Genomic DNA, 23,684 nt, shown 5'->3' with positions numbered 1-23,684 from the left:
TGAAGACGGCCGATAAGCTGGCCAAGCTCGGCCTCACGCGCGACATCGATCTGGTGCTGCATCTGCCGATGCGCTACGAAGACGAAACGACGCTCACGCCGATCGGCGAACTGCTGCCCGGCGAGATGGCGCAGACGGAAGGGGTGGTCGTCGATAACGAAATTGCCTACCGGCCCCGGCGGCAACTCGTCGTCAAGCTGCGCGACGCCGAAGGCAGCGAACTCTCGCTGCGATTTCTGAATTTCTACGGCTCCCAAGTCAAGCAAATGGCGCTCGGCGTGCGTTTGCGCGTGCGTGGCGATGTGCGCGGCGGGTTCTTCGGGCTCGAGATGGTGCACCCTGCCGTGCGCCCCGTCGACGAAGACACGCCGCTGCCACAGGCGCTGACCCCGGTTTATCCCAGCACGGCGGGTGTCTCGCAGGCGTATTTGCGCAAGGCCATCGACAACGCCCTCGAGCGCACGCCGTTGCCCGAGATCCTGCCCGAGCGCGTCGTCGAGCAATATTGCCGGCCGCTCGAGCTGCCGCCGCTGGCTCAGGCGGTGCGCGTGCTCCACCACCCGAGCGCCAGCGCCGACGAATCCGCGCTGATCGACGGCACCCATCCCGCCTGGACGCGGATCAAATTCGACGAACTGCTCGCGCAGCAACTGTCGCTCAAGCGCGCGCATGAGGAGCGGCGTGCTCGCTCGGCACCCGCGATGCCGCGCGGCGCGGGCGACGGTACGCTCTTCGCGCGGCTGTCGGCGGCGTTGCCCTTCCAACTCACCGGTGCGCAGGCGCGCGTGGTGTCCGAGATCGCTGCCGATATGGGTGCGCCGCACCCGATGCAGCGGCTGTTGCAGGGCGATGTCGGGAGCGGCAAGACGGTGGTGGGGGGGGGGGGCGCCCCGCACGCCATAGCTTTGGTGTAACCGGCCGCCCGGATGGGGCCGCCCCAAAACCACGCCCCGCAACACGCGCGCAAACTGCGCGGCTGGCTCGAGCCGCTTGGTGTCACCGTGGCGTGGCTCGCGGGCAGCCTGAAGGCGAAGGAGAAACGCGCGGCGATCGAAGCGGCGGCTTCCGGGGCGGCGCAGCTCGTGATCGGCACGCACGCGATCATTCAAGATACCGTCCAGTTTGCCCGGCTCGGTCTCGTCATCGTCGACGAACAACATCGCTTCGGCGTCGCCCAGCGGCTCGCGCTGCGTGCCAAGGCCGACCGCACGGCCGAAGGCGGGCCGGCGTTCCAGCCGCACCAGCTGATGATGTCGGCCACCCCGATTCCTCGCACGCTCGCGATGACGTACTACGCCGATCTCGACGTCTCGACGATCGACGAATTGCCGCCAGGGCGTACGCCGATCGTCACCAAACTCATTTCGGACGCGCGTCGCGACGAGGTCATCGCGCGCGTGCGCGAAGCGGCGCTCACGGGCCGGCAGGTGTATTGGGTCTGCCCGCTGATCGAAGAAAGCGAAACGTTGCAGCTGCAAACGGCGATCGAGACGTACGAAACGCTCGCGCAGGCGCTGCCTGAGTTGCGTGTTGGCCTCGTGCACGGACGGCTGCCGCCGGCGGAGAAGGCGGCGGTCATGGATGCGTTTTCGCGTAACGACGTCCAGCTGCTCGTGGCCACGACCGTCATCGAGGTGGGCGTGGACGTGCCGAACGCGTCGCTGATGGTGATCGAACATGCGGAGCGCTTCGGCTTGGCGCAGCTGCATCAGTTGCGCGGGCGCGTGGGGCGGGGCAGTGCCGCTTCTGTCTGCGTGCTGCTTTACAGCAATCCGCTGTCCTTGACGGCGCGCGAGCGGCTGAAGACGATGCGGGAGACGACGGACGGCTTCGAGATCGCCCGGCGCGATCTGGACATTCGCGGGCCCGGCGAATTCCTTGGTGCGCGCCAGTCGGGCGCCGCGATGTTGCGCTTCGCGAGCCTCGAAAACGACGCCTGGCTCATCGATCCGGCACGGGAAGCCGCGGCGCATCTGATTGCCGGGTATCCCGACGTCGTGCTGCAGCATCTGGCCCGCTGGCTTGGCGGCCGCGAGCAGTTCCTGAAGGCGTAACGAAAAGAGGGCGGAAGCGGCGGGCGCCGGCCCGCGTGGCAGGGCGGCCTGGGCTCATTCCTGTGACTCGGCCATCCGATCGGGTTGATGCAGCCCTGTTGGCGAATCTTCGAAGCGGGTGTATAAGATAAACCTATCGATTTCAACGCTCTGATTGGTCCCCCAATGACGCTCACTGAATTGAAGTACATCGTGGCGGTGGCGCGCGAGCGGCATTTTGGCCGCGCCGCCGAGGCTTGCTTCGTCAGCCAGCCCACTTTGTCGGTTGCGATCAAGAAGCTGGAGGACGAACTCAACGTCCAGATCTTCGAGCGCGGCACGAGCGAAGTGAGCGTGACGCCGATCGGCGAACAGATCGTCACGCAAGCCCAGCGCGTGCTCGAGCAAACGCTCGCCATCAAGGAAATCGCCAAGCAGGGCAAGGACCCGCTCGTCGGGCCGCTGCGTCTGGGCGTCATCTATACGATCGGCCCGTATCTGCTGCCCACGCTCGTCAAGCAGATGATCAAAGCCGTGCCGCAGATGCCGCTGATGCTGCAAGAGAACTACACGCTCAAGCTCATCGAACTGCTCAAGCAAGGCGAGATCGACGTGGCCATCATGGCGCTGCCGTTCCCGGAAACGGGCCTCATGGTGCGCCCGCTTTACGACGAACCGTTCGTCGTCGCGCTGCCCGCCGGGCATGCGTGGGAATCGCGCAAGAAGATCGATGCGAACGATTTGAAGCAGGAAACGATGCTGCTGCTCGGCAACGGTCATTGCTTCCGCGATCATGTGCTCGGCGTCTGCCCCGAACTGATGCGGTTTTCGCAAACGGCGGACGGGATTCAAAAGACGTTCGAGGGCTCGTCGCTCGAAACGATTCGGCATATGGTTGCAAGCGGCGTCGGCATCACGGTGTTGCCGCGCATGTCGGTGCCCGAGGTGCGGGCGCATGCCGGCGGGCCGGATGCGGGGCTGTTGAGCTACGTGCCGTTCGACGAACCGATCCCCGATCGGCGCGTGGTGCTGGCCTGGCGTAAGAGCTTCACACGCATGCCCGCCATCGACGCGATCAGCGAAGCGATCTCGTCTTGCGAGTTGCCCGGTGTCAGCAAGCTCGACATGCCGGCTGTCATGAACTAAGCAAGGGCCCGGCGCGGAAGGCCCCTTCTGCGGACCGGGCCCTCCATCAGTATGGCGCGCCGCCCTCCCTGGCCGGTCCGCCCTCCGGCGCTTGCAGTCAGGCCTATCGAATAGATAAAGACAATCAAATTACTTGATTCGATAGTTCAGGCTATGCTTCACTCCACAGGTCACGCGTATCGGCCGTCCGAGATCAACGTGGAGGAAGTCATGTCCCAACTCATTGCGCGAGTCGTTGCTGCGTCCCCCCGTGCCGCGATGGATTCGCGGTGGAGGGTTTCGTTGCGCGGCGCACGTGCCACTGCCTTTTCACTGCTTGCCGATCGCGCGCTCAGCGCGTGAACGGCTACCGGGTGCGGTGTCATGCATGTGGCACCGTTTCCATGGCCTACGCTACACTGGCGGTCGTTCGTTCCCTACTGAATTGTGTCGGCTGCGCAGGCCGATTCGTTCTCCCGGCCGTCGCCCACAGGTCCGGCCGTTTCATCTTTGGAAGGAATCGCCATGGCAAAGAAAAACACCGCAGTGCAAATCGACATCGGCATCAGCGACAAGGACCGCAAGAAAATTGCGGATGGTCTGTCGCGCTTGCTCGCCGATACGTACACCCTGTATCTGAAGACTCATAACTTCCACTGGAACGTGACGGGTCCGATGTTCAATACGCTGCACCTGATGTTCGAAGGTCAGTACAACGAACTCGCGCTGGCGGTCGATGCGATCGCCGAGCGGATTCGCGCGCTGGGCGTGCATGCGCCGGGCAGCTACAAGGATTTCGCGAAGCTCTCGTCGATCCCCGAAGCCGACGGCGTGCCCGCGGCGGAAGAGATGATTCGCCAGCTCGTGCAAGGCCAGGAAGCTGTGGCCCGCACGGCGCGCGAAGTGTTCGCGGCGGCGGACGTGGCCAATGATCAGCCGACAGCCGATCTGTTGACGCAGCGCCTGCAAACGCACGAAAAAACCGCGTGGATGCTGCGTTCGATGCTGGCTTGATGCGCTGATCGAACAGTCGTTGCGCGGCGGGCTTGCCGCGCAACGTGTATGTGATGCGAGCCTCCCTCGGGAGGCTCGTCGCATTTCGGCTCTACAATACGGCGATCGCCTTTCGTCTTTCGTCTTTCGCCGTCTTGTCTATGTACGCGCCCCTCGTCGCCCGTCTTCCGCTTTACCTGCGCTTGATCCGCATGGACAAGCCGATCGGCAGCTTGCTGCTGCTGTGGCCCACTCTCAACGCACTGTGGATCGCTTCGAACGGGCGGCCATCGCCGATGCTGCTCGGGATTTTTGTGGTCGGCACCATCCTGATGCGCTCGGCCGGTTGCGCGATCAACGACTACGCCGATCGCGATTTCGACCGCTTCGTGAAGCGCACCGAGTCGCGGCCGCTGACGTCCGGCAAGATTCGCGCGTGGGAAGCGATCGCCATCGCAGTGGGGCTGTCGGTCGTCTCGTTCTTGTTGATCTTGCCGCTCAACGGCTTGACGAAGGAGCTTTCGGTGGTGGCGCTGTTCGTCGCCGGCAGCTATCCCTTTACAAAGCGGTTCTTCGCCATTCCGCAAGCCTATCTTGGCATTGCATTCGGATTCGGGATTCCGATGGCGTTCGCAGCCGTGCAAAACCATGTGCCGATGATGGCCTGGGTGATGCTGGCGGCGAACGTGTTTTGGTCGGTGGCGTACGACACCGCCTACGCGATGGTCGATCGCGACGACGATATCAAGATCGGTATCCGCACATCAGCGCTCACGTTCGGCCGGTTCGACGTGGCTGCCATCATGTTCTGCTACGCGGTGACGCTCGGGATTTATGCTGCGCTCGGTGTCGCGCTGCACTTCGGCTGGATGTTCTGGCTGGGTTGGGCGGGGGCCGTCGGCTGCGCGCTGTATCACTACACGCTGATCCGCGGCCGCGAGCGCATGCGGTGCTTCAAGGCATTCCTTCACAACAACTGGCTGGGTGGCGTGCTGTTCGTCGGCATTGCGGCGCATTACGCGTTCTCTGCGCATTGAGCCGGCCCGCGTTCGCGCGGGCGTAATACAAAATTACAGATTCCTGGGTGAGGGCGGTAGGCGGCCAGCGCGCATCGGACGTTATTCGTCTTGAAGCACGCAGTCTAAACCGCCAAGTAGTCCCAACCACCGTTACTTAGGACATCTAAATGAAGATCAAAACTCTGGCCGTCCTCGCGAGCGCTCTTCTTGTCGCCAACGCGGCTTTCGCCGACGAGCTTCATAACAAGGCGATGGCTGCGACGCATGATTTGCAGCGTGCCATCGACGAAATGCATTTGATCCAGCAGGAGCATGGCGGTCAGTTCGGCGGCCATATGGCGCGTGCCGAACAATTGGCCCGCCAAGCGGAGCAAGAACGGGTTCAAGCAATCGAGTACTACCGCGCATCGCATCCGGGCTGGCAGTAAGCCGCTCAAAGCCGCGAGTGCTCCGGTGTCGCCCGGAGCTTGCGCGCGGCGGGCTTGCCTGCAACGGCAAAGCATTCAGGCCGCACCCGGATACGCTGCCGGTCTGATACAGCGGCCTTTGCTGTGCACCCGGGCATCAATGCGGGCAGGGGAATCGGCGATGTCCCGTTGAGCGTCGCTCGCCGATTCATCCTGCGACTTATTGGTTGCCCAGTTCGTCGCCCATTTCCTTCGCGCGCGCATCTGCCGCGAGCGCACCTTTCACGATCGCCTCTTTGACGCCTTGCGCATCGAATGCGGCGAGCGCCGCCGCCGTCGTGCCGCCCTTCGATGTCACGCGTTCGCGCAGAACCGAAGCGCTCTCATCGGATTGCACGGCCAATTGAGCCGCGCCGGCGAACGTGCCGAGCGCGAGTGCGCGGCCTTCTTCCTCGCCTAACCCCAATCGACGCGCGGCTTCTTGTAGCGCTTCGATGAAATAGAACACGTACGCCGGGCCGCTGCCAGAAATCGCGGTGACAGCGTCGATCTTCGCTTCGTCGTCGAACCAAACCGTGGTGCCGACGGCGCCCAGGACGTTGGTTGCCAACGTGCGGCCTGCTTCATCGACCCCGGCCAGGGCGGCGAGCCCGGTCACGCCTTGGCCGATCAACGCCGGCGTGTTCGGCATGGCGCGCACGATACGCGTGTAGCCGCCGAGCCAGCGCGACAAATCCGCACCGCGGATACCGGCCGCGATGCTGACCACGAGCTGCGTCGACAAATGCGGCGCGAGCGAGGCCGATACGGACTTCAGGACTTGCGGCTTGACGGCGAGCACGATGGCATCGTAGCCGCGCAGCGCTTCGTCGGCCGCGGCCGCCGTTGCAATACCGAACTGATCGTGCGTGCGGGTGCGGGCGTCTTCGTTGACGTCGATGGCGTAGAGATCCGCAGGGGCGACGCCGCGTTTGATCAAGCCGCCGATCAGTGCGGCGGCCATGTTGCCGCCGCCGATGAATGCGATTTTCATGGTGAGTGTTCGAGTGAAAGCAGCGGTCGATTATAGGCCGCTGCGTACGATGGATCGGTTGGCTGCCACCCGCGCGGATGCAATTTATCAGTGCGGCGTCAGCTGTTTTAAGGTCGGCAGCGCGCGTCCAGCGTTAATGCGAGTAATCGCGCTTGCCGAAGATGGCCGTGCCTACGCGCACGATCGTCGCGCCTTCCAATACGGCGGCTTCCAAGTCGCTCGACATCCCCATCGACATCGTATCGAGCGCCATGCCCTCCTCACGGAGCGTATCGAACAGAGTCCCCAAGATGCGATGCGGCTCCCGTTGCGCATCCAGATCGCCGGCGGGTTCGGGGATCGACATGAGCCCACGCAGCCGCAGCTTCGGCAGGGCGGCGATCGCGCGAGCGAGGCCCGGGGCTTCGTCAGGGGCGATACCGCTTTTGGACGCCTCGCCGCTCACGTTCACCTGCAGGCACACGTTCAACGGAGGCAACGCATCGGGCCGCTGCTCGGACAAACGTTGCGCGATTTTGAGCCGGTCGACGGAATGGACCCAATCGAAATGCTCGGCCACGGGGCGCGTCTTGTTCGATTGCAACGGGCCGATGAAATGCCACTCGATCTGCGCGCGCAGATCGGCGAGCGCTTCGATCTTCGAAATCGACTCTTGCACGTAGTTTTCCCCGAAAGCGCGTTGGCCCGCCGCGAAGGCGGAGCGGACATCTTCGGCCGGGAAGGTCTTGGAGACGGCGAGCAGATGGATGGAAGCGGGCGAACGTTCGGCCGCCTGGGCTGCGCGTTCGATGCGGGCGTGGACCGCCTGCAGATTGTCGGCGATATGGGACATAGGTCTTGGCGAGCGAGGGCCTGGAGTCACATGCGGATTATACGGACCGGCAGGCCGGCCTGGCTGGCCGCGGACCCACCCGCGATACCGCCAAGCTCACCCATAAATCAAATGCTCGACGAGCTCGACCCAATGCGCAACGGGCATCGACGTCCCGCTTTGCAGATGTGCGATACACCCGACATTGGCCGACACGACCATCTGCGGTTCCAGCGCTTCGAGCGCCTGCACTTTCCGATCCCGCAGCGTATAGGACATCGCCGGCTGCGTGACCGAGTAAGTCCCGGCCGATCCGCAACATAAATGACTATCGACCGGCAGCCGCACCTCGACGCCGAGCGTCCCCAGCAAATGCTCGACCGCCCCGCGAATCTGCTGCCCGTGCTGCAACGTGCAAGGCGGATGAAACGCAACCGTGTGCACGCCGCGGCGGCGCGCGAGTCCCGCCAGCTCCGTTTCAAAGCCGCTCAGCACCTCGACCACGTCGCGCGACAGATCGGTTATCCGCTGCGCCTTTTCGGCATAGACCGGATCGTTACGCAACAGGTGCCCATACTCCTTGACCGTTGCGCCGCAGCCCGAAGCGTTGATGACGATCGCTTCCACGCCCGCTTCCACGTGCGGCCACCAAGCATCGATGTTGCGCCGGACATCGTCCAGTGCTTCGTCGCGGTAGCCGAGATGCAATCGAATGGCACCGCAGCATCCGGCTTCGGGCTCGATGACCGTTTCGATGCCGAGCGCGTGCAGGACCCGCGCCGTCGCGATGTTGATGTTCGGCAGCATCGCCGGTTGCACACAGCCCGCAAGCATCAGCATGCGGCGTGTGCCAAGCGGGGGATTGGCTTCAGTCCCGGCCTGTAACGGTTCCGATGGCACCGGCCATTCGAGCAAGCGTTGGCGCGCCGGAATCTTGTCGCGCAGCCGGCGCGGCAGAAACGGACGCACGAGCTGTCCGAGCCGCATCGCCGGCGTGAAGACGGCGCTGTTCGGCAGCACGCTGGCGAGCACCCTGCGCAACACTCGCTGACGCAGCGGCCGGGGCACGGTTTCTTCCACGTGCTGACGTCCGATCTCCACGAGCCGCCCGTATTGCACGCCCGATGGACACGTCGTCTCGCAACTGCGGCACGTCAGGCATCGATCGAGATGCAATTGCGTGCTGCGGGTGACGTTGCCGCCTTCGAACATCTGCTTGATCAGATAGATGCGTCCGCGCGGGCCGTCGAGTTCGTCGCCGAGCAGTTGATAGGTCGGGCAGGTGGCCGTGCAAAAGCCGCAATGCACGCATTTGCGCAGGATGGCATCGGCCTCTTCGCCGTCGGCCGTGTTGCGGATGAAGTCTGCGAGTTGGGTTTGCATCGCGTCGCCTTTATCGCTTGCCCGGTCGCGTGGTTCGTGAATGCACTGCGCTCATTGGTGACGTTTGATGCCAGCGTTAGCGTGAGTTGCCGTTAAAAATCGGGATACATGCGTGCGCGATTGAATATGCGCGCGGGATCGAACGCCGTCTTCAAGCCGCGATGGATCTTCATCAGCGGGCTCGGCAGCAGCGTGAACACGCCGACGCTGCGATCGAACGCGCGGCCCGCCCGGAAAACCGTCGCGTGTCCGCCCGCTTGCTTCGCACTGATCCGGACCGTTTGCGCATCGGTATCGGTGATCCACCAGCGCTGCGCACCTCCCCATTCCATCAACTGGGCGCCCGGCAGTTGCAGCGGTTCGGTGATGGAGGGCAAGGCGAGGCGCCAGAGCGCGGCATCGGGCGGGATCGACGCGAAGAACGGGTCGGTTTGCTCGCGCAGTCCTTCCCAGAAGCGCTCGGCCTCCACCGCGTCGACGACTTCCCCGCCGATCGTATTGCGCGCCGCCTTCACCGCGCTTTCCGCACCCGACAAGCGAACAGCGAGCGTGCCGTTGCGCCAGGCGCTGGCCGTGATCGGCAGCGGGCGGCCGCCCCATTCGTTGAGCTTGCGCACGGCATCGGTGCCGTTCGTGTCGAACTTGAGCGTGGCTTCAACGGCAGGGCGCGGCATGACTTTGATCGACAGATCGAGCATCAAACCGAGCGTGCCGAGCGAACCCGCCATCAGCCGCGCGACGTCATAGCCGGCCACGTTCTTGACGACTTGACCGCCGAAACGCAGCACCTCGCCCGCGCCGTTCATGAGCGTGACACCTAGTACGAAATCGCGCGCGGCGCCCGCCTGTGAGCGGCGCGGCCCCGCGATGCCGGCCGCGATGCAGCCGCCGAGCGTCGACGCTCGGCCGAAGTGAGGGGGCTCGAAGGCCAGCATTTGATCGTGCTCTGCGAGCGCCGCTTCGATTTCGGCAAGCGGCGTACCGCAGCGCGCCGTGATGACAAGCTCCGCGGGATCGTAAGCGGTGATGCCTCGATACGCGCGCGTATCGAGTATTTCGCCTTGCAGCTGTTGTCCGTACCAATCCTTGGTGCCGGCGCCGCGCAAACGCAGCGGGCGCGCGTCGGCCGTGGCCTGTCGGATCCGTTCGGACCAGTAGGCCACGATGTCCTCTTCCTGCATGGCTTCGAGCTTCGTTTCGTTCATCCGGTAAGCGCTTCAAGTCATGCCTGGTTCCATCCGCTACAGATTGTACCGGCCGAGCGGGGCGAGACAACCCGCGGCCGGGGCGCGTAGGGGTAAGTCCGTGTACGCAGCGCCCGGCCGCGTCTAAAAAATAAAATTCAAAAGCGCGGCAGCTCCGGGTGTGGCAGCAAGCCACCGCGCACATGCATCCTGCCGTATTCGGCGCAGCGTGCACGGGTGGGAATCCCCTTCGTCGGATTGAGCAGTTCGGCGGGATCGAACGCGCGCTTGACGGCGAAAAACGCCTCGCGCTCGGCCTCGGAAAACTGCACGCACATCGAATTGATCTTCTCGATGCCGACCCCATGCTCGCCCGTGATCGTGCCGCCGAACTCGACGCAGCTTTCGAGAATCTCGGCGCCGAACTCCTCCGCGCGGCGCAGCTCATCCGGTTCGTTGCAGTCGAACAAAATCAGCGGGTGCATGTTGCCGTCGCCCGCATGGAAGACATTGATGCAACGCAGCCCGTACTTGCTTTCCATCGCTTCGATCCGTGCGAGCAGCGGGCCGATACTGCGCCGTGGGACGGTACCGTCCATGCAGTAGTAATCGGGCGAGATGCGGCCCGCGGCTGGAAAGGCGTTCTTGCGGCCGGACCAGAAGCGTAGCCGCTCGGCTTCGGTGCGCGAGATCTGCAGACGCGTCGCGCCATGCTCGCGCAGCACCGCCGTGATGCGGACAATTTCGTCGGCCACCTCCTCGGCTGTGCCGTCCGATTCGCATAGCAGGATGGCTGCGGCGTCGAGATCGTAGCCGGCGCCGACGAACGCCTCCACGGCGCGCGCCGCGGGCTTGTCCATCATTTCGAGGCCGGCCGGGATGATGCCGGCGGCAATGATCGCCGCCACGGCTTCGCCGCCTTTGACGACATCGTCGAAGCTTGCCATCACGACCTGCGCCGTCTGCGGCTTGGGCACGAGCTTGACCGTCACTTCCGTCACGACGGCGAACATCCCTTCGCTGCCGATCATGACCGCGAGCAGATCGAGCCCCGGTGAATCGGGGGCGAGCGAGCCGAATTCGACGATCTCCCCGTCCATCGTCACGGCGCGTACGCGCAGGACGTTATGGACCGTGAGGCCGTATTTGAGGCAATGAACGCCGCCCGAGTTTTCGCTGACATTGCCGCCGATCGTGCAGGCGATCTGCGACGAAGGATCGGGTGCGTAGTAGAGCCCGTAGGGCGCGGCGGCTTCCGACACGGCGATGTTGCGCACGCCGGGCTGGACGGTGGCCGTGCGGGCGTACGGGTCGACATTGACGATCTTCGTAAAGCGCGAAAGCGACAGGACTACGCCGTGCGCGATGGGCGTGGCGCCCCCCGAAAGACCGGTGCCGGCGCCGCGCGGCACGATGGGCACGCCCAGGCGCCGGCAGATCTGCAAGACGCGTTGCACTTGCGCTTCCGTCTCGGGCAACGCAACGGCGAGCGGCAATTGTCGATAGACGCTGAGGCCGTCGCACTCGTAGGGCGCCGTATCTTCGTCGCGATAGAGCAGACAGTGCGCAGGCAGCGTCGCCATGAGTGCCTGGACGACTTCGCGCTGGCGTTCGGCTCGCATTTCGGCTGTCGGCAAGGCAACGGCTTTCATAAAGTCCCCTCGTCGGCCGCTTCAGGCCGTATATGAAAAGATCTTGCCCGGATTCATCAGATTGCGAGGATCGAACGCATGTTTGATCGCGCGCATCGCGTCGACTGCCGCGAGACCATGTTCCTCAAGCAGGAAATCCATTTTGTGCAACCCGATGCCGTGCTCGCCCGTACACGTGCCGCCCATCGCGAGCGCGCGTTCCACCACGCGCCGGTTCAACCGTTCGGCTTCCTCGAGTTCTTCGGGCTTGGCCGGATCGATCAGCATGGCGACATGAAAATTGCCGTCGCCGACATGGCCCACGATAGGGCACGGCAGCGGCGAGCCCAGCAGGTCTTGCTCGGTTTCGACGACGCAATCGGCCAGCCGTGAGATCGGCACGCAGACGTCGGTGGTCACCGCGCGACAGCCCGGCTTCAATTGCAGCATGGCGAAGTAGGCCGTATGGCGCGCATTCCATAGACGGCTGCGCTCTTCGGGCCGCGTCGCCCATGCAAACCCGCTGCCGCCGTGTTCCCCGGCCAAACTCTCGACACGCTCGGCTTGTTCCTTGACGCTCGCCTCGGTACCGTGGAATTCGAAAAACAGCGTGGGAGATTCGTCCAGGGTGAAATTCGAATGCCGGTTGATGGCGCGAATCGCCAATGCATCGACGAACTCCACGCGGGCGATCGGCACGCCGAGCTGGATCGTCTCGATGACGGTGCGGACGGCCTCGCCCATCGACGGGAACGCGCAGACGGCCGCCGAAACGGCCTCCGGCTGCGGATAGAGCCGTACCGTGACTTCGGTAATGACGCCGAGCGTGCCTTCGGAGCCCACGAAAAGGCGTGTGAGGTCATAGCCGGCCGACGATTTGCGTGCGCGCGTGCCGGTTTTGATGATGCGCCCGTCGGCAAGCACGACCGTCAGCCCGAGGACGTTCTCACGCATTGTGCCGTAGCGCACGGCATTCGTGCCCGAGGCCCGCGTGGCGGACATGCCGCCCAAGCTGGCATCGGCGCCGGGATCGATCGGGAAGAAGAGGCCCGTGTCGCGCAGTGCCTCGTTGAGCGATTTGCGCGAGACGCCGGCCTGCACGGTGGCGGTCATGTCCTCGGGGGCGATCGATACGATGCCGTTCATCCCCGACAAGTCGATGCTGACGCCGCCTTCGACGGCAAGCAGTTGCCCTTCGAGCGAGGAGCCGTTGCCATAGGGAATGACCGGCACGCCGTGGCGTACGCATAGCTCGACGATCGAGCGCACCTCTTCCGTGCTGTGCGCGAACACGACGGCATCGGGCAGTTGCGGATCGAACGGCGATTCATCTCGGCCGTGATGGGCGCGGACGGCCTCCGACGTCGACACGCGCTCGCCGAACTGCGCGCGCAGCGCGGACAGCAATTCGGCCGGAAACGGCCGGCGAGGGCGCAATGCGGCCGGGGGCACGGGATGGTTCACGGATGGCGTCTCCTGGCGCGAACGCTTTGTGCGGTGTCGCGCGCCGGTGTAGTGGATCAATGGAACATGAATCCGCTGGGGCCGCGCGCATTCATCGCAACGATCGCCGCGGCAATCCAACGTTCAGTTCAAAGGCGGTTTCATTCTACGCCGATCACCGAGCCGCCTGAATGGGGCGGGCGATCGCCGGGAAAGCCCGCCCGGCGTTCTTCCTGGCGCGCCTATAATGTGTAGCGCCTCACGTTTGCGGGCGACGCGCGGCTTGCGGTTCGATTCGCGCTGCCGCGAGGCGGTGCTGGCGAAGAAAGGAGCAACGACGATGGGCCACCGATTGAGCAAGATCGCGACGCGCACGGGCGATGACGGCACGACCGGCCTCGGCGACGGCAGCCGCGTGCGCAAGGATGACGCGCGTATCGCTGCAATGGGGGATGTCGACGAGCTCAACTCGCAGATCGGCGTGCTCCTCACGGAAGGGCTGCCCCCCGATGTCCAGGAAGCGCTGACCGCCATCCAGCACGACCTGTTCGATCTGGGCGGCGAGATCTGCATTCCGGGCCGTACGGTGATCGGGGACGCGCACTTGGCACGGCTCGACGGCTGGCTTGCGCGCTACAACGCCGATTTGCCGCCGCTCAAGGAGTTTATTTTGCCCGGCGGCACGCGGGCCGCGGCGCTGGCCCATGTCTGCCGGACGGTATGCCGGCGCGCCGAGCGCGCGATCGTCACCCTCGGCGCCGTGCAATCGGTTGCCGATGCGCCGCGCCATTACGTCAACCGCCTGTCCGATCTGCTGTTTGTGCTCGCCCGTGTGCTCAATCGAGCCGGCGGCGGCAGTGACGTGCTGTGGCAACCTGAGCGCCGCGTCGAATAACGCGGCCGCAGCAGACGCTTCATAAGGGAAAGCGCCAGGCGCTTCGCGGCTGCGCGCTTCCCGGCATGCTGCCCTGCGACAAAATGCCTAATCGAGTGCGCGCCTCGTTAAAATGTATTCTTAATGCATCTTAACGAGGAACGCAAAAACGATGACCTCCGCCCTTACGCCCGATCAGATTTCCCGCGTCAAAGCCACCGCCCCCGTCTTTGCTCAGCACGGCGCGACGATCACGAAGCACTTCTACCGCCGCATGTTCGCCAATCGCCCCGAGCTGCGGAACCTGTTCAACCAGACGCACCAGGAAAGCGGCGGTCAGGCTGACGTCCTCGCGCATGCCGTCTATGCCTACGCCGCGAACATCGACAATCTCGGCGCGCTGGGCTCGGCCGTGGGCCGTATCACGCATAAGCACGCAAGTTTGAACATCCGCCCTGAACACTACCCGATCGTCGGTGAAAACCTGCTTGCGTCCGTGGTGGAAGTGCTGGGCGACGCCGTCGACGAGGCCACCCTCGAAGCTTGGCGCGCGGCTTACGCGCAACTCGCGCAAATCATGATCGGTGCCGAGGCGAAGCTGTATGACAGCGCGGCGTGGAGCGGCTATCGTCCGTTCATCGTGTCGCGCAAGGTGGTGGAAAGCGACGAAATCACGTCGTTCTACCTGACCCCGGCCGATGGCGCACCGGCTGCCGGCTTCGAGCCGGGCCAGTTCGTCACGGTGAAGCGCTATGTCGGCGAACTCGGCGTCGATCAACCGCGGCAGTACAGCCTCTCGGATGCGCCGCACGGCAAATGGCTGCGCATTTCGGTCAAGCGCGAGGGCGGGAACGAAGCGGTGCCGGCCGGCCGTCTCTCGACGCTGCTGCATGACGGCGTGGAAGAGGGCACCGTCGTCGAAGTCACGGCCCCGATGGGCGCTTTCCGTCTCGACCGGACGAAGTCGACGCCGGTCGTGCTCGTCTCGGGCGGGGTGGGCATCACGCCGATGATGTCGATGCTTTCGACGCTCGCGGCCGAAGGCAGCCCGCGCCGGGTGGCCTTCGTCCACGCATGCCGCAACGGGCGTGTCCACGCATTTAAGGAGTGGCTCGCCGAAACGGTGGCGACGCAGGCGAATGTGTCGCGGGCGGTGTTCTACGAAGAGGTGGAAGCGACCGATCGGCAAGGCCTCGATTACGACTTCGAAGGCCGCATCGACTTCTCGCGCATGGCCGAGCAAGCGGTATTGCCCGATGCCGATTACTACCTGTGCGGGCCGATGGCCTTCATGGAGGCACAGCGCGATGCGCTCGTCGCACGCGGCGTCGATCCCGCGCGTATCCATAGCGAAGTGTTTGGCACCGGGGCGCTGGCTTAATTCATGAGTACACACGGGCCCGAACGAGTGTAAGCGGGCCCCGACAAGCGTCCTCGGACGCACCGCTCGGACGTACAACGGGCCGCCCGGCCGAGGCCGGGCGGCCCGTTCGTTCATGCGGCTCGGCGCGCCTTCGGTGCGGCTCGGCCACCGGCGGCATTCAGCGCCGCCAGCCTCCCATCCGTTGCACGGATGACACCGATAGTTAGTTGCCGCTGCCGCGGGCGATCCGCCGCTGCTTCACGCTCTCGGCCAGCCCTTCGAGTACCGCCACGCTTTCGTCCCAGCCGATACAGGCATCGGTCACGCTTTGGCCGTAAGTCAGCGCGCAGTCCGGCTGCAAATCCTGGCGGCCGGCAACCAGATGCGACTCGACCATCACGCCGACGATCCGCTCGTCGCCGCCGGCCACTTGCCGGCCGATATCCGCGCATACGGGAATCTGGTTCTCGTGCTTCTTCGAGCTGTTGGCGTGGCTGGCATCGATCATCAGCCGCGCGGCGAGGCCCGCGCGTCCGATATCGGCGCAGGCCGCATCGACGCTGGCCGCGTCATAGTTCGGCGCCTTGCCGCCGCGCAGAATCACGTGGCAGTCCTCGTTGCCGGCCGTCGAAACGATGGCCGAATGGCCGCCCTTCGTGACCGAGAGGAAATGATGCGGTTGCGACGCGGCCTTGATCGCATCGACGGCGATTTTGACGTTGCCGTCGGTGCCGTTCTTGAAGCCGACGGGACACGAGAGCCCCGAGGCCAATTCGCGGTGCACCTGCGATTCCGTCGTGCGCGCGCCGATGGCACCCCACGACACGAGATCCGCGATGTATTGCGGGCTGATCATGTCGAGGTATTCGGTGCCAGCCGGCAGGCCCAGTTCGTTGATACTGAGCAGCAGCTCACGCGCGGTGCGCAGACCGTCGTTGATCTTGAAGCTGTTGTCGAGATACGGATCGTTGATGAGCCCCTTCCAGCCGACCGTCGTGCGCGGTTTTTCGAAATAGACGCGCATGACGATTTCGAGCTCGCCCGCGAAGCGTTGACGTTCCTTGACGAGCCGGCCCGCGTATTCGAGCGCAGCCTTCGTATCGTGGATCGAGCACGGGCCGACGATGACGATCAGGCGATCGTCCATCCCGTGCAGGATCCGATGCAGTGCGCGCCGCGTGCTGTAGATCAGATCAGAGGCGGCCTCGGTGCACGCGAACTCGCGGATCAAATGCGCGGGCGGCGTCAGCTCTTTCAACTCGCGGATACGGACATCATCGGTATTGTGCGGGGGCATGCTGCGGTTCTCCTCATCGGTACGGGTTTCGCCGGCGATCGAACAATGCCGAGGCGAAAAAAAACCGCCAGGTTCGCTGGCGGTTTTTCGGGAATTCGGGTTCGCTTTTACGCGCTAACACCCCTCTCGATCCGCCAGCGGACTGAGATGCCAAAAGAAGTAAAAATAAAACTTCGGCGACATGATCGGGGTGAGGCTCGTTAAAAAAGTGCGTTCCACTTTATACGCCGGTTAAGCGGGGGCTGCAAGCCGGGGGCGCGAATAATGCGGGAATTCCGCGTGAAATGAGCGTTCCGTGCAAGAAACGCTCATCATGGAGGGGTTCAGACCGTGCCGCCCACCGTCAAATTATCGATCCGCAGGGTAGGCTGACCGACGCCGACGGGCACGCTCTGGCCTTCCTTGCCGCACACGCCCACGCCTGTGTCGAGCGCCATGTCGTTGCCGATCATGCTGACGTATTTGAGCGATTCCGGGCCGCTGCCGATCAGCGTCGCACCCTTGACCGGGTACGTGACCTTGCCGTTTTCGATCATGTACGCCTCGGAGGCCGAAAACACGAATTTGCCGTTTGTGATGTCGACCTGACCGCCGCCGAAGTTCACGGCATAAAGGCCGTGCTTCACCGATTCGATGATTTCCTGCGGGGCCTTGTCGCCGGCCAGCATGTACGTGTTCGTCATGCGCGGCATCGGCAGTGCCGCGTACGATTCGCGCCGGGCGTTGCCCGTCACGGGCATCTTCATCAGCCGGGCGTTCAGCGTGTCCTGGATGTAGCCCTTGAGCACGCCGTCTTCGATCAGCGTTGTGCATTGGGTGGGGTTGCCTTCGTCGTCGATGTTCAGTGAGCCGCGGCGGTTCGGCAACGTGCCGTCGTCGACGACCGTCACGCCCTTGGCCGCGACGCGTTCGCCGATCCGTCCCGCAAATGCCGACGATCCTTTACGGTTGAAGTCGCCCTCCAGCCCATGGCCGATCGCTTCGTGGAGCAGGACGCCGGGCCAGCCCGGGCCGAGCACGACTATCATCGCGCCCGCGGGTGCCGGGCGCGCTTCGAGATTGACGAGCGCCGCCTTGACGGCATCGTCGACGTAGCGGGCCAGCACGTCATCGGTGAAGTAAGCGTAATCGAAGCGTCCGCCGCCACCGCCGCTGCCGATTTCACGCCGGCCGTTTTGCTCGGCGATGACCGTGACCGAGACGCGCACGAGCGGGCGGATATCGGCGGCCAGCACGCCATCGCTGCGGGCGACGAGCACGACATCGTATTCGCCCGCGAGCCCGGCCATCACTTGCGTAATGCGCGTGTCGCGGCTGCGCGCCATTTGCTCGATGCGCTCGAGCAGCTTGACCTTTTCGGTGGCATCGAGCGAAGCGAGCGGATCCGCCGCCAGATAAAGATCGCGGCCCGCAATGCCTTTGAGCGCGCTGGCCACTTTGATCTTTTGCTTGCCGCCGCCCGCTTTGGCGATCGAACGCGTGGCTTGCGCGGCTTGGGCGAGCGCATCGACGGAAAGATCGTCGGAGTAGGCGAAGGCCGTACGATCGCCGGCGACGGCACGGACGCCGACACCCTTGTCGATACTGAAGCTGCCCGATTTCACGATGCCTTCCTCAAGGCTCCACGCTTCGCTGCGCGTGGCCTGGAAGTACAGATCCGCGTAGTCGACGCGATGCGTGAAGATGTCGGCGAGCGTGCGCGTCAGGCGCGCTTCGTCGAGCCCGTAGGGCGTGAGCAGGACGTCTTTCGCGGTCGCGAGATTGCGGATGCCAGGTTCGATCAGGTTCATGCGGTCGGTTCTTCGATGCGAAAAGAGGGGTTAAGCCAGCACTCGGTGGCGCCAAGCCGGCAAGCTGCGCCTGACTTCTTCGATGCGTGTGCGGTCGATATCGCCGGCGACGACACCCGGGCCTTCGTCCAGCACGGCGACGATTTCGCCCCATGGGTCGATCAACATACTATGGCCCCAGGTGCGGCGGCCGTTTTCATGCGTGCCGCCTTGCGCCGCGGCCAGCACGTAGCACTGGTTTTCGACGGCACGCGCGCGCAGCAGCATCTCCCAGTGCGCGCGGCCGGTGGTGTAGGTGAACGCCGAAGGCACCACGATCAGCGCGCAATCGCCCATGCGCCGGTACAGCTCGGGAAAGCGCAGATCGTAGCAGACCGATAGCCCGACGCGCCCGAACGGCGCATCGAACGTGCGCACATCGCTTCCCGGGCGGATGGTGCGCGCCTCGTCGAACGATTCGGTGCCTTTTTCAAAATTGAACAGATGGATCTTGTCGTAGCGCGCCGCCTCGGCGCCGGTCGGATCGAAGACGAGCGTGGTATTGAGCACGCGCTCGGCATCGAGCGGATCGGCCACGGCGAGCGGCAGCGTGCCGCCGATCACCCACACGCCATGGCGCCGCGCGCTATCGGCGAGAAAGCGCTGGATCGGGCCGTCGCCGTAGGGTTCGCGCACGCCGAGCTTATCGGCGTCTTTGTATCCCATGAAGCAGAAGTATTCGGGCAGCAGCACGAGCTGCGCGCCCTCGGCCGCGGCCTGCGCGATGAGCCGCTCGGCGTCGGCGAGATTGCGCTCGCGCTCCGGGGTGCTCACCATCTGGAGCGCGGCGACGCGAAACGGTGTCGTGTGGACGGGGCGATCGCTCATGAATTCGGTGTCGGATGCTGCCTGGGCTTGCCGCCGGACGCGGTGTAAGCAGGTATTGGGGCATTGCCCCCGCTGCGCGTCACTGGCCCGTCGCCCCGGCCGGAGCAGCCATCTTACCCCGATCGGCCGTGACTCGCTCGACGAGCGGGTGCGACCACGACCCGGTGACCGAATAGTCGTGGGCGAAGGCGCGCGAGATCGACTGCGAGAGGGCGACGTTGGCGACGAGCGCGCCGAGGCCCAGCAGCGGATTGACGACGGTCGCCGCGATCACGGCGGACCCCGCGCTCAGCGTGGGCGTGATCGCTACGTTCAAATCCTGCGTCTCGTGTCCGAGATCGACCGTGCCCGACAGGTCGGCCCGCATCGGCGCCGTCACGACGCGGAAATCGTCGGTGCGCGCAATCCCGCCGCGCACCTGCGCCGTACCCGTCACACTCTTGAACGGCAGCCCCTCGCCGATGACGTCGCGAAAGTTCAGCGCCAGCACGCGCGTGATGCTTTGCAGGCTCAGCACGCCGAGCAGCTTGGCGACAGCCGGATCCACCTTGAGGATTTGGCCGTGGTGCAGATCGATCGTGGCCTGCCCATCGAGTGTCGGATAGTCGACCGCTGTCGGCCCGCCGCGCCAGACCGCCCTGCCCGCCAGTGAGCCGGATCCGTTCTTCACCGTGCGAGGCAGGCCGAAGCGGTCGAGCAGCGCGCCCGCATCGCTCACGTCGAGCTTGAATTGCACGACGGTACGGCGCGGCGTGGCGGCGCCGGCCGCCTCGCCCAGGCGGCGCGAGGTTCGCCAATTGGCCGTCGCGACGAGGTGCGCCGCGGCGTTCGATACATCCAGGTTGTCGACCTGCCAGACGGGCACGCCGTCCTCGTCGAAGTTGCGCGCGCTCAGGGCGAGCCGGCCGATGTCGCGGCCGCGCATCGTCAAATCGTCGATGACCAGATCGATCGCCGGCATCGGCTGGTTCGCGCTCGGTGTGAGCTGTCCGATCAGGTCGTGCCCGACCGTGACCGGAATGGCCGCCTTCGTCAGCCGCGCCCGCAGCGCCCCGCCCGGCTTGTCGGCCGTGGCGGGCTGCCAAGAGAGGGTGCCCGCCACTTCGTCGGAGGACAGATCGGCCTGCCAGTTCGGCGCCGCGCGCGTGGCATCGACGACGACGTTCGACCACTGGCGGTTCATCAGCTTGAGCGTTTTGACGCGCGCCGCGATGCGGCTCGGCATGAACTGGGCGGCGCGCGAGGAGTGAGGCGGCGCGGGGTGCGGCTGCGGCAGTCCGGGTGTTTGCGTTTGCGCGCTTTGCTTCGCCGGTTGCGTCGCATTCGAGCCGCGGCCCATCTCGGCGATGAACATGCGCCAGTCGTCTGCGTCGAGCGAATCGGCGGTCAAGCTGGCCGTGACGCCGGTCGGGGGAAGCTGCACGGGTTCGTTCAATCCGATCGCGCCGCTCAGCACCGATAACCCGGCCTCGCCCGCGTCGCGGTTTCCGCGCTGAACAAGATACGCGGCTTGAAGGGGGCCGAGGCGCAAGTCCGCACGGGCGCGCGCCCCTTCGCCTTGATGGCTGGCGAGGGCGCTGTCGCGCTCGTCGGCATTGAGCGGCCGCAGTTCGAACGAAAATGGCATGGGCTCGCCCACCGGCTTGCCGAGCGGGGCCGGTAAATCGAGCGCGAGACCCGTGAGATCGGAGGTGGCCGAGACGATCGGCAACGCGCCCTTGCCGCCGCGCACGCTGACCGAGTAGGGCGCTGCGCCGAACAAGTGGCCGAGCACCTTGGCCGCGGGGCCCTCCAGATCCAATTGGCGCGCGCTGTCCGCGGCGATGCGTCCGGCGACATTGAATGCGTAACGGCCGGTTTCCTGCAGCGATCCGTCGGCGCGCACCTCGCCGCCAAGCCAGCGCCCGGCCACTCGTTCGAGCGACAGGGCGTGTTTCGTGAAATGAACTTGACCGTTGAGCGCTTCCAGCGGCGGCAGCTGCGGGGCAGCCAAGGTATCGCCGTCGAGCGTGACGGTGCCCGCCACGGCCACTTGCGGTTCGTGGGTACGTGGAACGGTGAGCGTCAACGCCAGACGCGCCGGGCCGCTGGCCCGCAGTTTGTCCGAGGCGTGTTCCGTCATGCCCGCAATGGCGCTGTGATTGACGTAGTCGAGCAAATCGGCCAACGGGCCGTTCGCCGTGCCATCGATGACGAGGTCCGAGCCATGGCTGCCGAGATCGTCGATGCGGCCTGCGACGCGCGTAATCGCGACGCGCTTGTAATGGGCGCGGTCGATATCGAAGCGCAGTGCGTTTTCCTTGAGCTTGAACACCCCGTCGATGCCTTCGATGGCGGGCCATAGATCCGGCGTGCCGTTCTTGAGCGTCTTGGGCGGGTAGGGCGAAGGGTCGAACGTGCCGCCCGCGAACGGCGCGACGATGCGAAAGATGCCGGCCTTGGGATCGCGCGAGTAGGGGAAATGGTCGAGATCGCCGTGCACCTCGATCGTGGCCTCGCGCGCGACGCCGTCCTGCAGGCCGTGGCCCAAATAATGACGCAGATGTTCGCCGATGCTCGTGGGCAGATAGCGCGGAATCGCCGGCAACGTGGCGCGATGGATCGTCGCATTCAGATCGAGCGCGCCGCGGCCGTGCCCCGGATTCGTGTATGTCGCTGCGACCGTACCCGCGGTATCGGCGTTTTCGACGCTGAGCTCGGGCACCATGACCGAAAACGCTTTATGCGCGTCGCCGGGCGCGCGTGTCGCACTCACGGTCCAATTTCCGCGCATGCGCATCCGATCGAATTTCAACCGCGGATCGTCGAATTCGCCGGGGATCGTGACTGCCGTGTTGACGGTATCGAGCGTCATCGTGCCCTGCCGTTCGTCGGCATCGATGCTGCCCCACAGGTTTTCGAACCCGGGCAGGCCGGCGCGCGGATGGCCGGCGGGCGAAAGGCCCGGCGGGGGTTCTTGCGCGGCGAAGCTGATCCCTTGCAGATCGGCCTTGAAGCGGTAGCGCACGACGGGCGCGCTGCCGGCGACGCGTTCTTCGCTCGCGGCGAGCGCGTTGTCTGGACGGGCGCGCTCGACCGCGATCGTGTAGTTCGCCACCATCCCGCGCGGATCGAAGCGCACGAGCTCGTCGAGAAAGCGGCGTGGCAAGGGCAACGCGCGGCTGAATTCGGCGAGGACGCCCAAATCCACGCGATCCCCCGTGACGCTCATCAATTGTCCGTGGTCGACGGTGGGGACGCGATAGTGCCCGGTGAGCGTCGCCAGCGCCAGCGTGCGGGAGACAGGCGTTCCGTCGGCCAGCGGCGGTTGGCCGAGCTCGGCAAGCAGATTCGTGAGCTCCAAGCGATAGTCGCGCTGCGCCTCGATCTGCAGTGCCCAGCCGAAGCGGGCTACCGGCACATCGAGCCGCGGCTGCGTTGGCCGCACGCGCAGTGCGATGTCCGATCCTTCCAGCCGGCCGTGCGCGTCGCGCACGTGTCCACCGGCGAAACGCGCCCAAAACGTATTGTCGACGCGGCCCGCGTAGGTGGCGATGGGCAGCTTCACGTAGCGTGCGAGCGTCGGCAAATCGACGGGGCCCGTCGACAGATAGGCATCACCCGCCCAGTTTTGCGGCTTGCCGACCGATTCCAGCGGCGTATGCCGGAAGCGGGCGCGAAAATCGAGCGGCCCCTCGAACAGTGTGCCCTCGCCCGGCGCTTGCAGCGCGACGCGGTGGACGAAGCCATGGTTCAGTATCGCGATCCGGACGTTGTGCAATGCGAGCTCGGGTGCGCTTCGCTGCGCGTCGCGCCAGCGCAGCGTGCCGCCGCGCAAGACGATCGCTTGTTGCGAGAGCAGCCAGGTCGAGAACGTGTCGTTGCCGGTATGGGTGGTCGGCACTTGCACGCCGCCCACCCACAGGGTGCCGTCCGGCTCGCGCGCCGCGAGCACGTCGGGGCGCTCGATCACGAGGCTGGCCAGCGCCGGCTTGGCGCGCAGCAGGGCGCCCCACGACAACGTGGCGGTGGCATGCGGCACCGATAGCGCGCGATCGCCGTGGGCGTCGCGGATATCGAGCCCCGTGACATCGATCCCGGGCTGGAACCCGGACCAATACGGCGCCAGCTTGCCGATCCGCACGTCCGCATGCAGCCGCTGGCTGACCAGCGCTTCGATGCGCGGGCGGAAATCGTCGATCCGGGGAAGAAGCACATAGCGCAGCCCGATGAACAGGGCGGCGACGGTGAAATAGACCAGAAAAGCGACGGCCAGCGCGAATTTGAGCACTCGGCGCAACCGCCGATGTTCCTGGTGTGCGTGTCCGGCAACGGCGGCTTCGGGGGATTCCTTGCTGTCGGACATACTGCGGCGAATCGGGGATGTGGTAGTTTGGCGTCTCGGACGACGAAATGTATCACAGCGGTATCACGGCGGCCGAACGCTCCCGC

At 65.1% G+C, this 23,684-nt stretch carries 16 protein-coding genes and 1 pseudogene; 7 read left to right on the top strand and 10 right to left on the bottom strand.

Annotated features, from left to right (window positions below):
• The 5 genes and pseudogenes from recG to ACTHL0_RS24070 all read left to right on the top strand — a co-directional run.
• Positions 1-2,054 (top strand): annotated as a pseudogene (recG, locus tag ACTHL0_RS24090) (ATP-dependent DNA helicase RecG); the annotation flags it as partial.
• Between the two features lie 165 nt (positions 2,055-2,219).
• Positions 2,220-3,179 carry a LysR substrate-binding domain-containing protein gene (locus ACTHL0_RS24085; RefSeq protein WP_440569537.1) on the top strand — a complete coding sequence of 320 codons (960 nt, stop codon included), beginning with the start codon at positions 2,220-2,222 and terminating at the stop codon, positions 3,177-3,179.
• 504 nt (positions 3,180-3,683) lie between these two features.
• Positions 3,684-4,172, top strand: coding sequence for a Dps family protein (locus tag ACTHL0_RS24080; RefSeq protein ID WP_440569535.1), 489 nt, complete (start codon positions 3,684-3,686; stop codon positions 4,170-4,172).
• Positions 4,173-4,312: 140 nt separating this feature from the next.
• Positions 4,313-5,188 (top strand): 4-hydroxybenzoate octaprenyltransferase, encoded by an 876-nt coding sequence (gene ubiA / locus ACTHL0_RS24075; protein ID WP_440569541.1) that lies wholly within the window; start codon positions 4,313-4,315, stop codon positions 5,186-5,188.
• Positions 5,189-5,337: 149 nt separating this feature from the next.
• Positions 5,338-5,598 (top strand): hypothetical protein, encoded by a 261-nt coding sequence (locus ACTHL0_RS24070; RefSeq protein WP_440569533.1) that lies wholly within the window; start codon positions 5,338-5,340, stop codon positions 5,596-5,598.
• Between the two features lie 199 nt (positions 5,599-5,797).
• Here the strand turns inward: ACTHL0_RS24070 and proC are convergent, their stop codons facing one another.
• The 6 genes from proC to ACTHL0_RS24040 all read right to left on the bottom strand — a co-directional run bounded on the left by proC (position 5,798) and on the right by ACTHL0_RS24040 (position 13,083).
• A complete protein-coding gene (proC, locus tag ACTHL0_RS24065; protein ID WP_440569531.1) occupies positions 5,798-6,610 on the bottom strand; it encodes a pyrroline-5-carboxylate reductase in 813 nt (270 codons plus the stop codon).
• A 133-nt stretch (positions 6,611-6,743) separates the two neighbouring features.
• Entirely contained in the window at positions 6,744-7,442 is a 699-nt protein-coding gene (locus tag ACTHL0_RS24060; protein WP_440569529.1) for a YggS family pyridoxal phosphate-dependent enzyme, read from the bottom strand.
• Positions 7,443-7,538: 96 nt separating this feature from the next.
• A complete protein-coding gene (gene glcF / locus ACTHL0_RS24055) occupies positions 7,539-8,804 on the bottom strand; it encodes a glycolate oxidase subunit GlcF (protein WP_440569527.1) in 1,266 nt (421 codons plus the stop codon).
• A gap of 92 nt (positions 8,805-8,896) precedes the next feature.
• The gene (glcE, locus tag ACTHL0_RS24050; RefSeq protein WP_440569539.1) at positions 8,897-9,985 is read right to left on the bottom strand and encodes a glycolate oxidase subunit GlcE; all 1,089 of its coding nucleotides are present in this window, start codon (positions 9,983-9,985) and stop codon (positions 8,897-8,899) included.
• 161 nt (positions 9,986-10,146) lie between these two features.
• Complete coding sequence (locus ACTHL0_RS24045; protein ID WP_440569525.1) at positions 10,147-11,640, bottom strand: FAD-linked oxidase C-terminal domain-containing protein; 1,494 nt, start codon at positions 11,638-11,640, stop codon at positions 10,147-10,149.
• Positions 11,641-11,661: 21 nt separating this feature from the next.
• On the bottom strand, positions 11,662-13,083 hold the full coding sequence (locus ACTHL0_RS24040) for an FAD-binding oxidoreductase (protein WP_440569523.1): 1,422 nt from the start codon (positions 13,081-13,083) through the stop codon (positions 11,662-11,664).
• Positions 13,084-13,402: 319 nt separating this feature from the next.
• On the opposite strand from ACTHL0_RS24040, the gene ACTHL0_RS24035 reads away from it, so the two are divergent.
• Positions 13,403-13,957 carry a cob(I)yrinic acid a,c-diamide adenosyltransferase gene (locus tag ACTHL0_RS24035; RefSeq protein WP_440569521.1) on the top strand — a complete coding sequence of 185 codons (555 nt, stop codon included), beginning with the start codon at positions 13,403-13,405 and terminating at the stop codon, positions 13,955-13,957.
• Positions 13,958-14,108: 151 nt separating this feature from the next.
• Positions 14,109-15,317: an NO-inducible flavohemoprotein gene (hmpA, locus tag ACTHL0_RS24030; protein ID WP_440569519.1), complete on the top strand. Its 1,209-nt coding sequence runs from the start codon at positions 14,109-14,111 to the stop codon at positions 15,315-15,317.
• Between the two features lie 205 nt (positions 15,318-15,522).
• Here hmpA and aroG read toward each other — a convergent pair whose 3' ends face one another.
• The 4 genes from aroG to ACTHL0_RS24010 form a co-directional block, all read right to left on the bottom strand.
• On the bottom strand, positions 15,523-16,596 hold the full coding sequence (aroG, locus tag ACTHL0_RS24025) for a 3-deoxy-7-phosphoheptulonate synthase AroG (RefSeq protein WP_440569517.1): 1,074 nt from the start codon (positions 16,594-16,596) through the stop codon (positions 15,523-15,525).
• Positions 16,597-16,919: 323 nt separating this feature from the next.
• Positions 16,920-18,386 (bottom strand): metalloprotease TldD, encoded by a 1,467-nt coding sequence (gene tldD, locus ACTHL0_RS24020; RefSeq protein WP_440569515.1) that lies wholly within the window; start codon positions 18,384-18,386, stop codon positions 16,920-16,922.
• Between the two features lie 30 nt (positions 18,387-18,416).
• Entirely contained in the window at positions 18,417-19,253 is an 837-nt protein-coding gene (locus ACTHL0_RS24015) for a carbon-nitrogen hydrolase family protein (protein WP_440569513.1), read from the bottom strand.
• Positions 19,254-19,332: 79 nt separating this feature from the next.
• A complete protein-coding gene (locus tag ACTHL0_RS24010; protein WP_440569511.1) occupies positions 19,333-23,598 on the bottom strand; it encodes a YhdP family protein in 4,266 nt (1,421 codons plus the stop codon).
• Between the last annotated feature and the right edge of the window lie 86 nt (positions 23,599-23,684).

This window comes from Trinickia sp. (genome assembly GCF_051961175.1).
GTDB lineage: Bacteria > Pseudomonadota > Gammaproteobacteria > Burkholderiales > Burkholderiaceae > Trinickia.
This window is presented reverse-complemented; position numbering and strand designations above follow the sequence as displayed.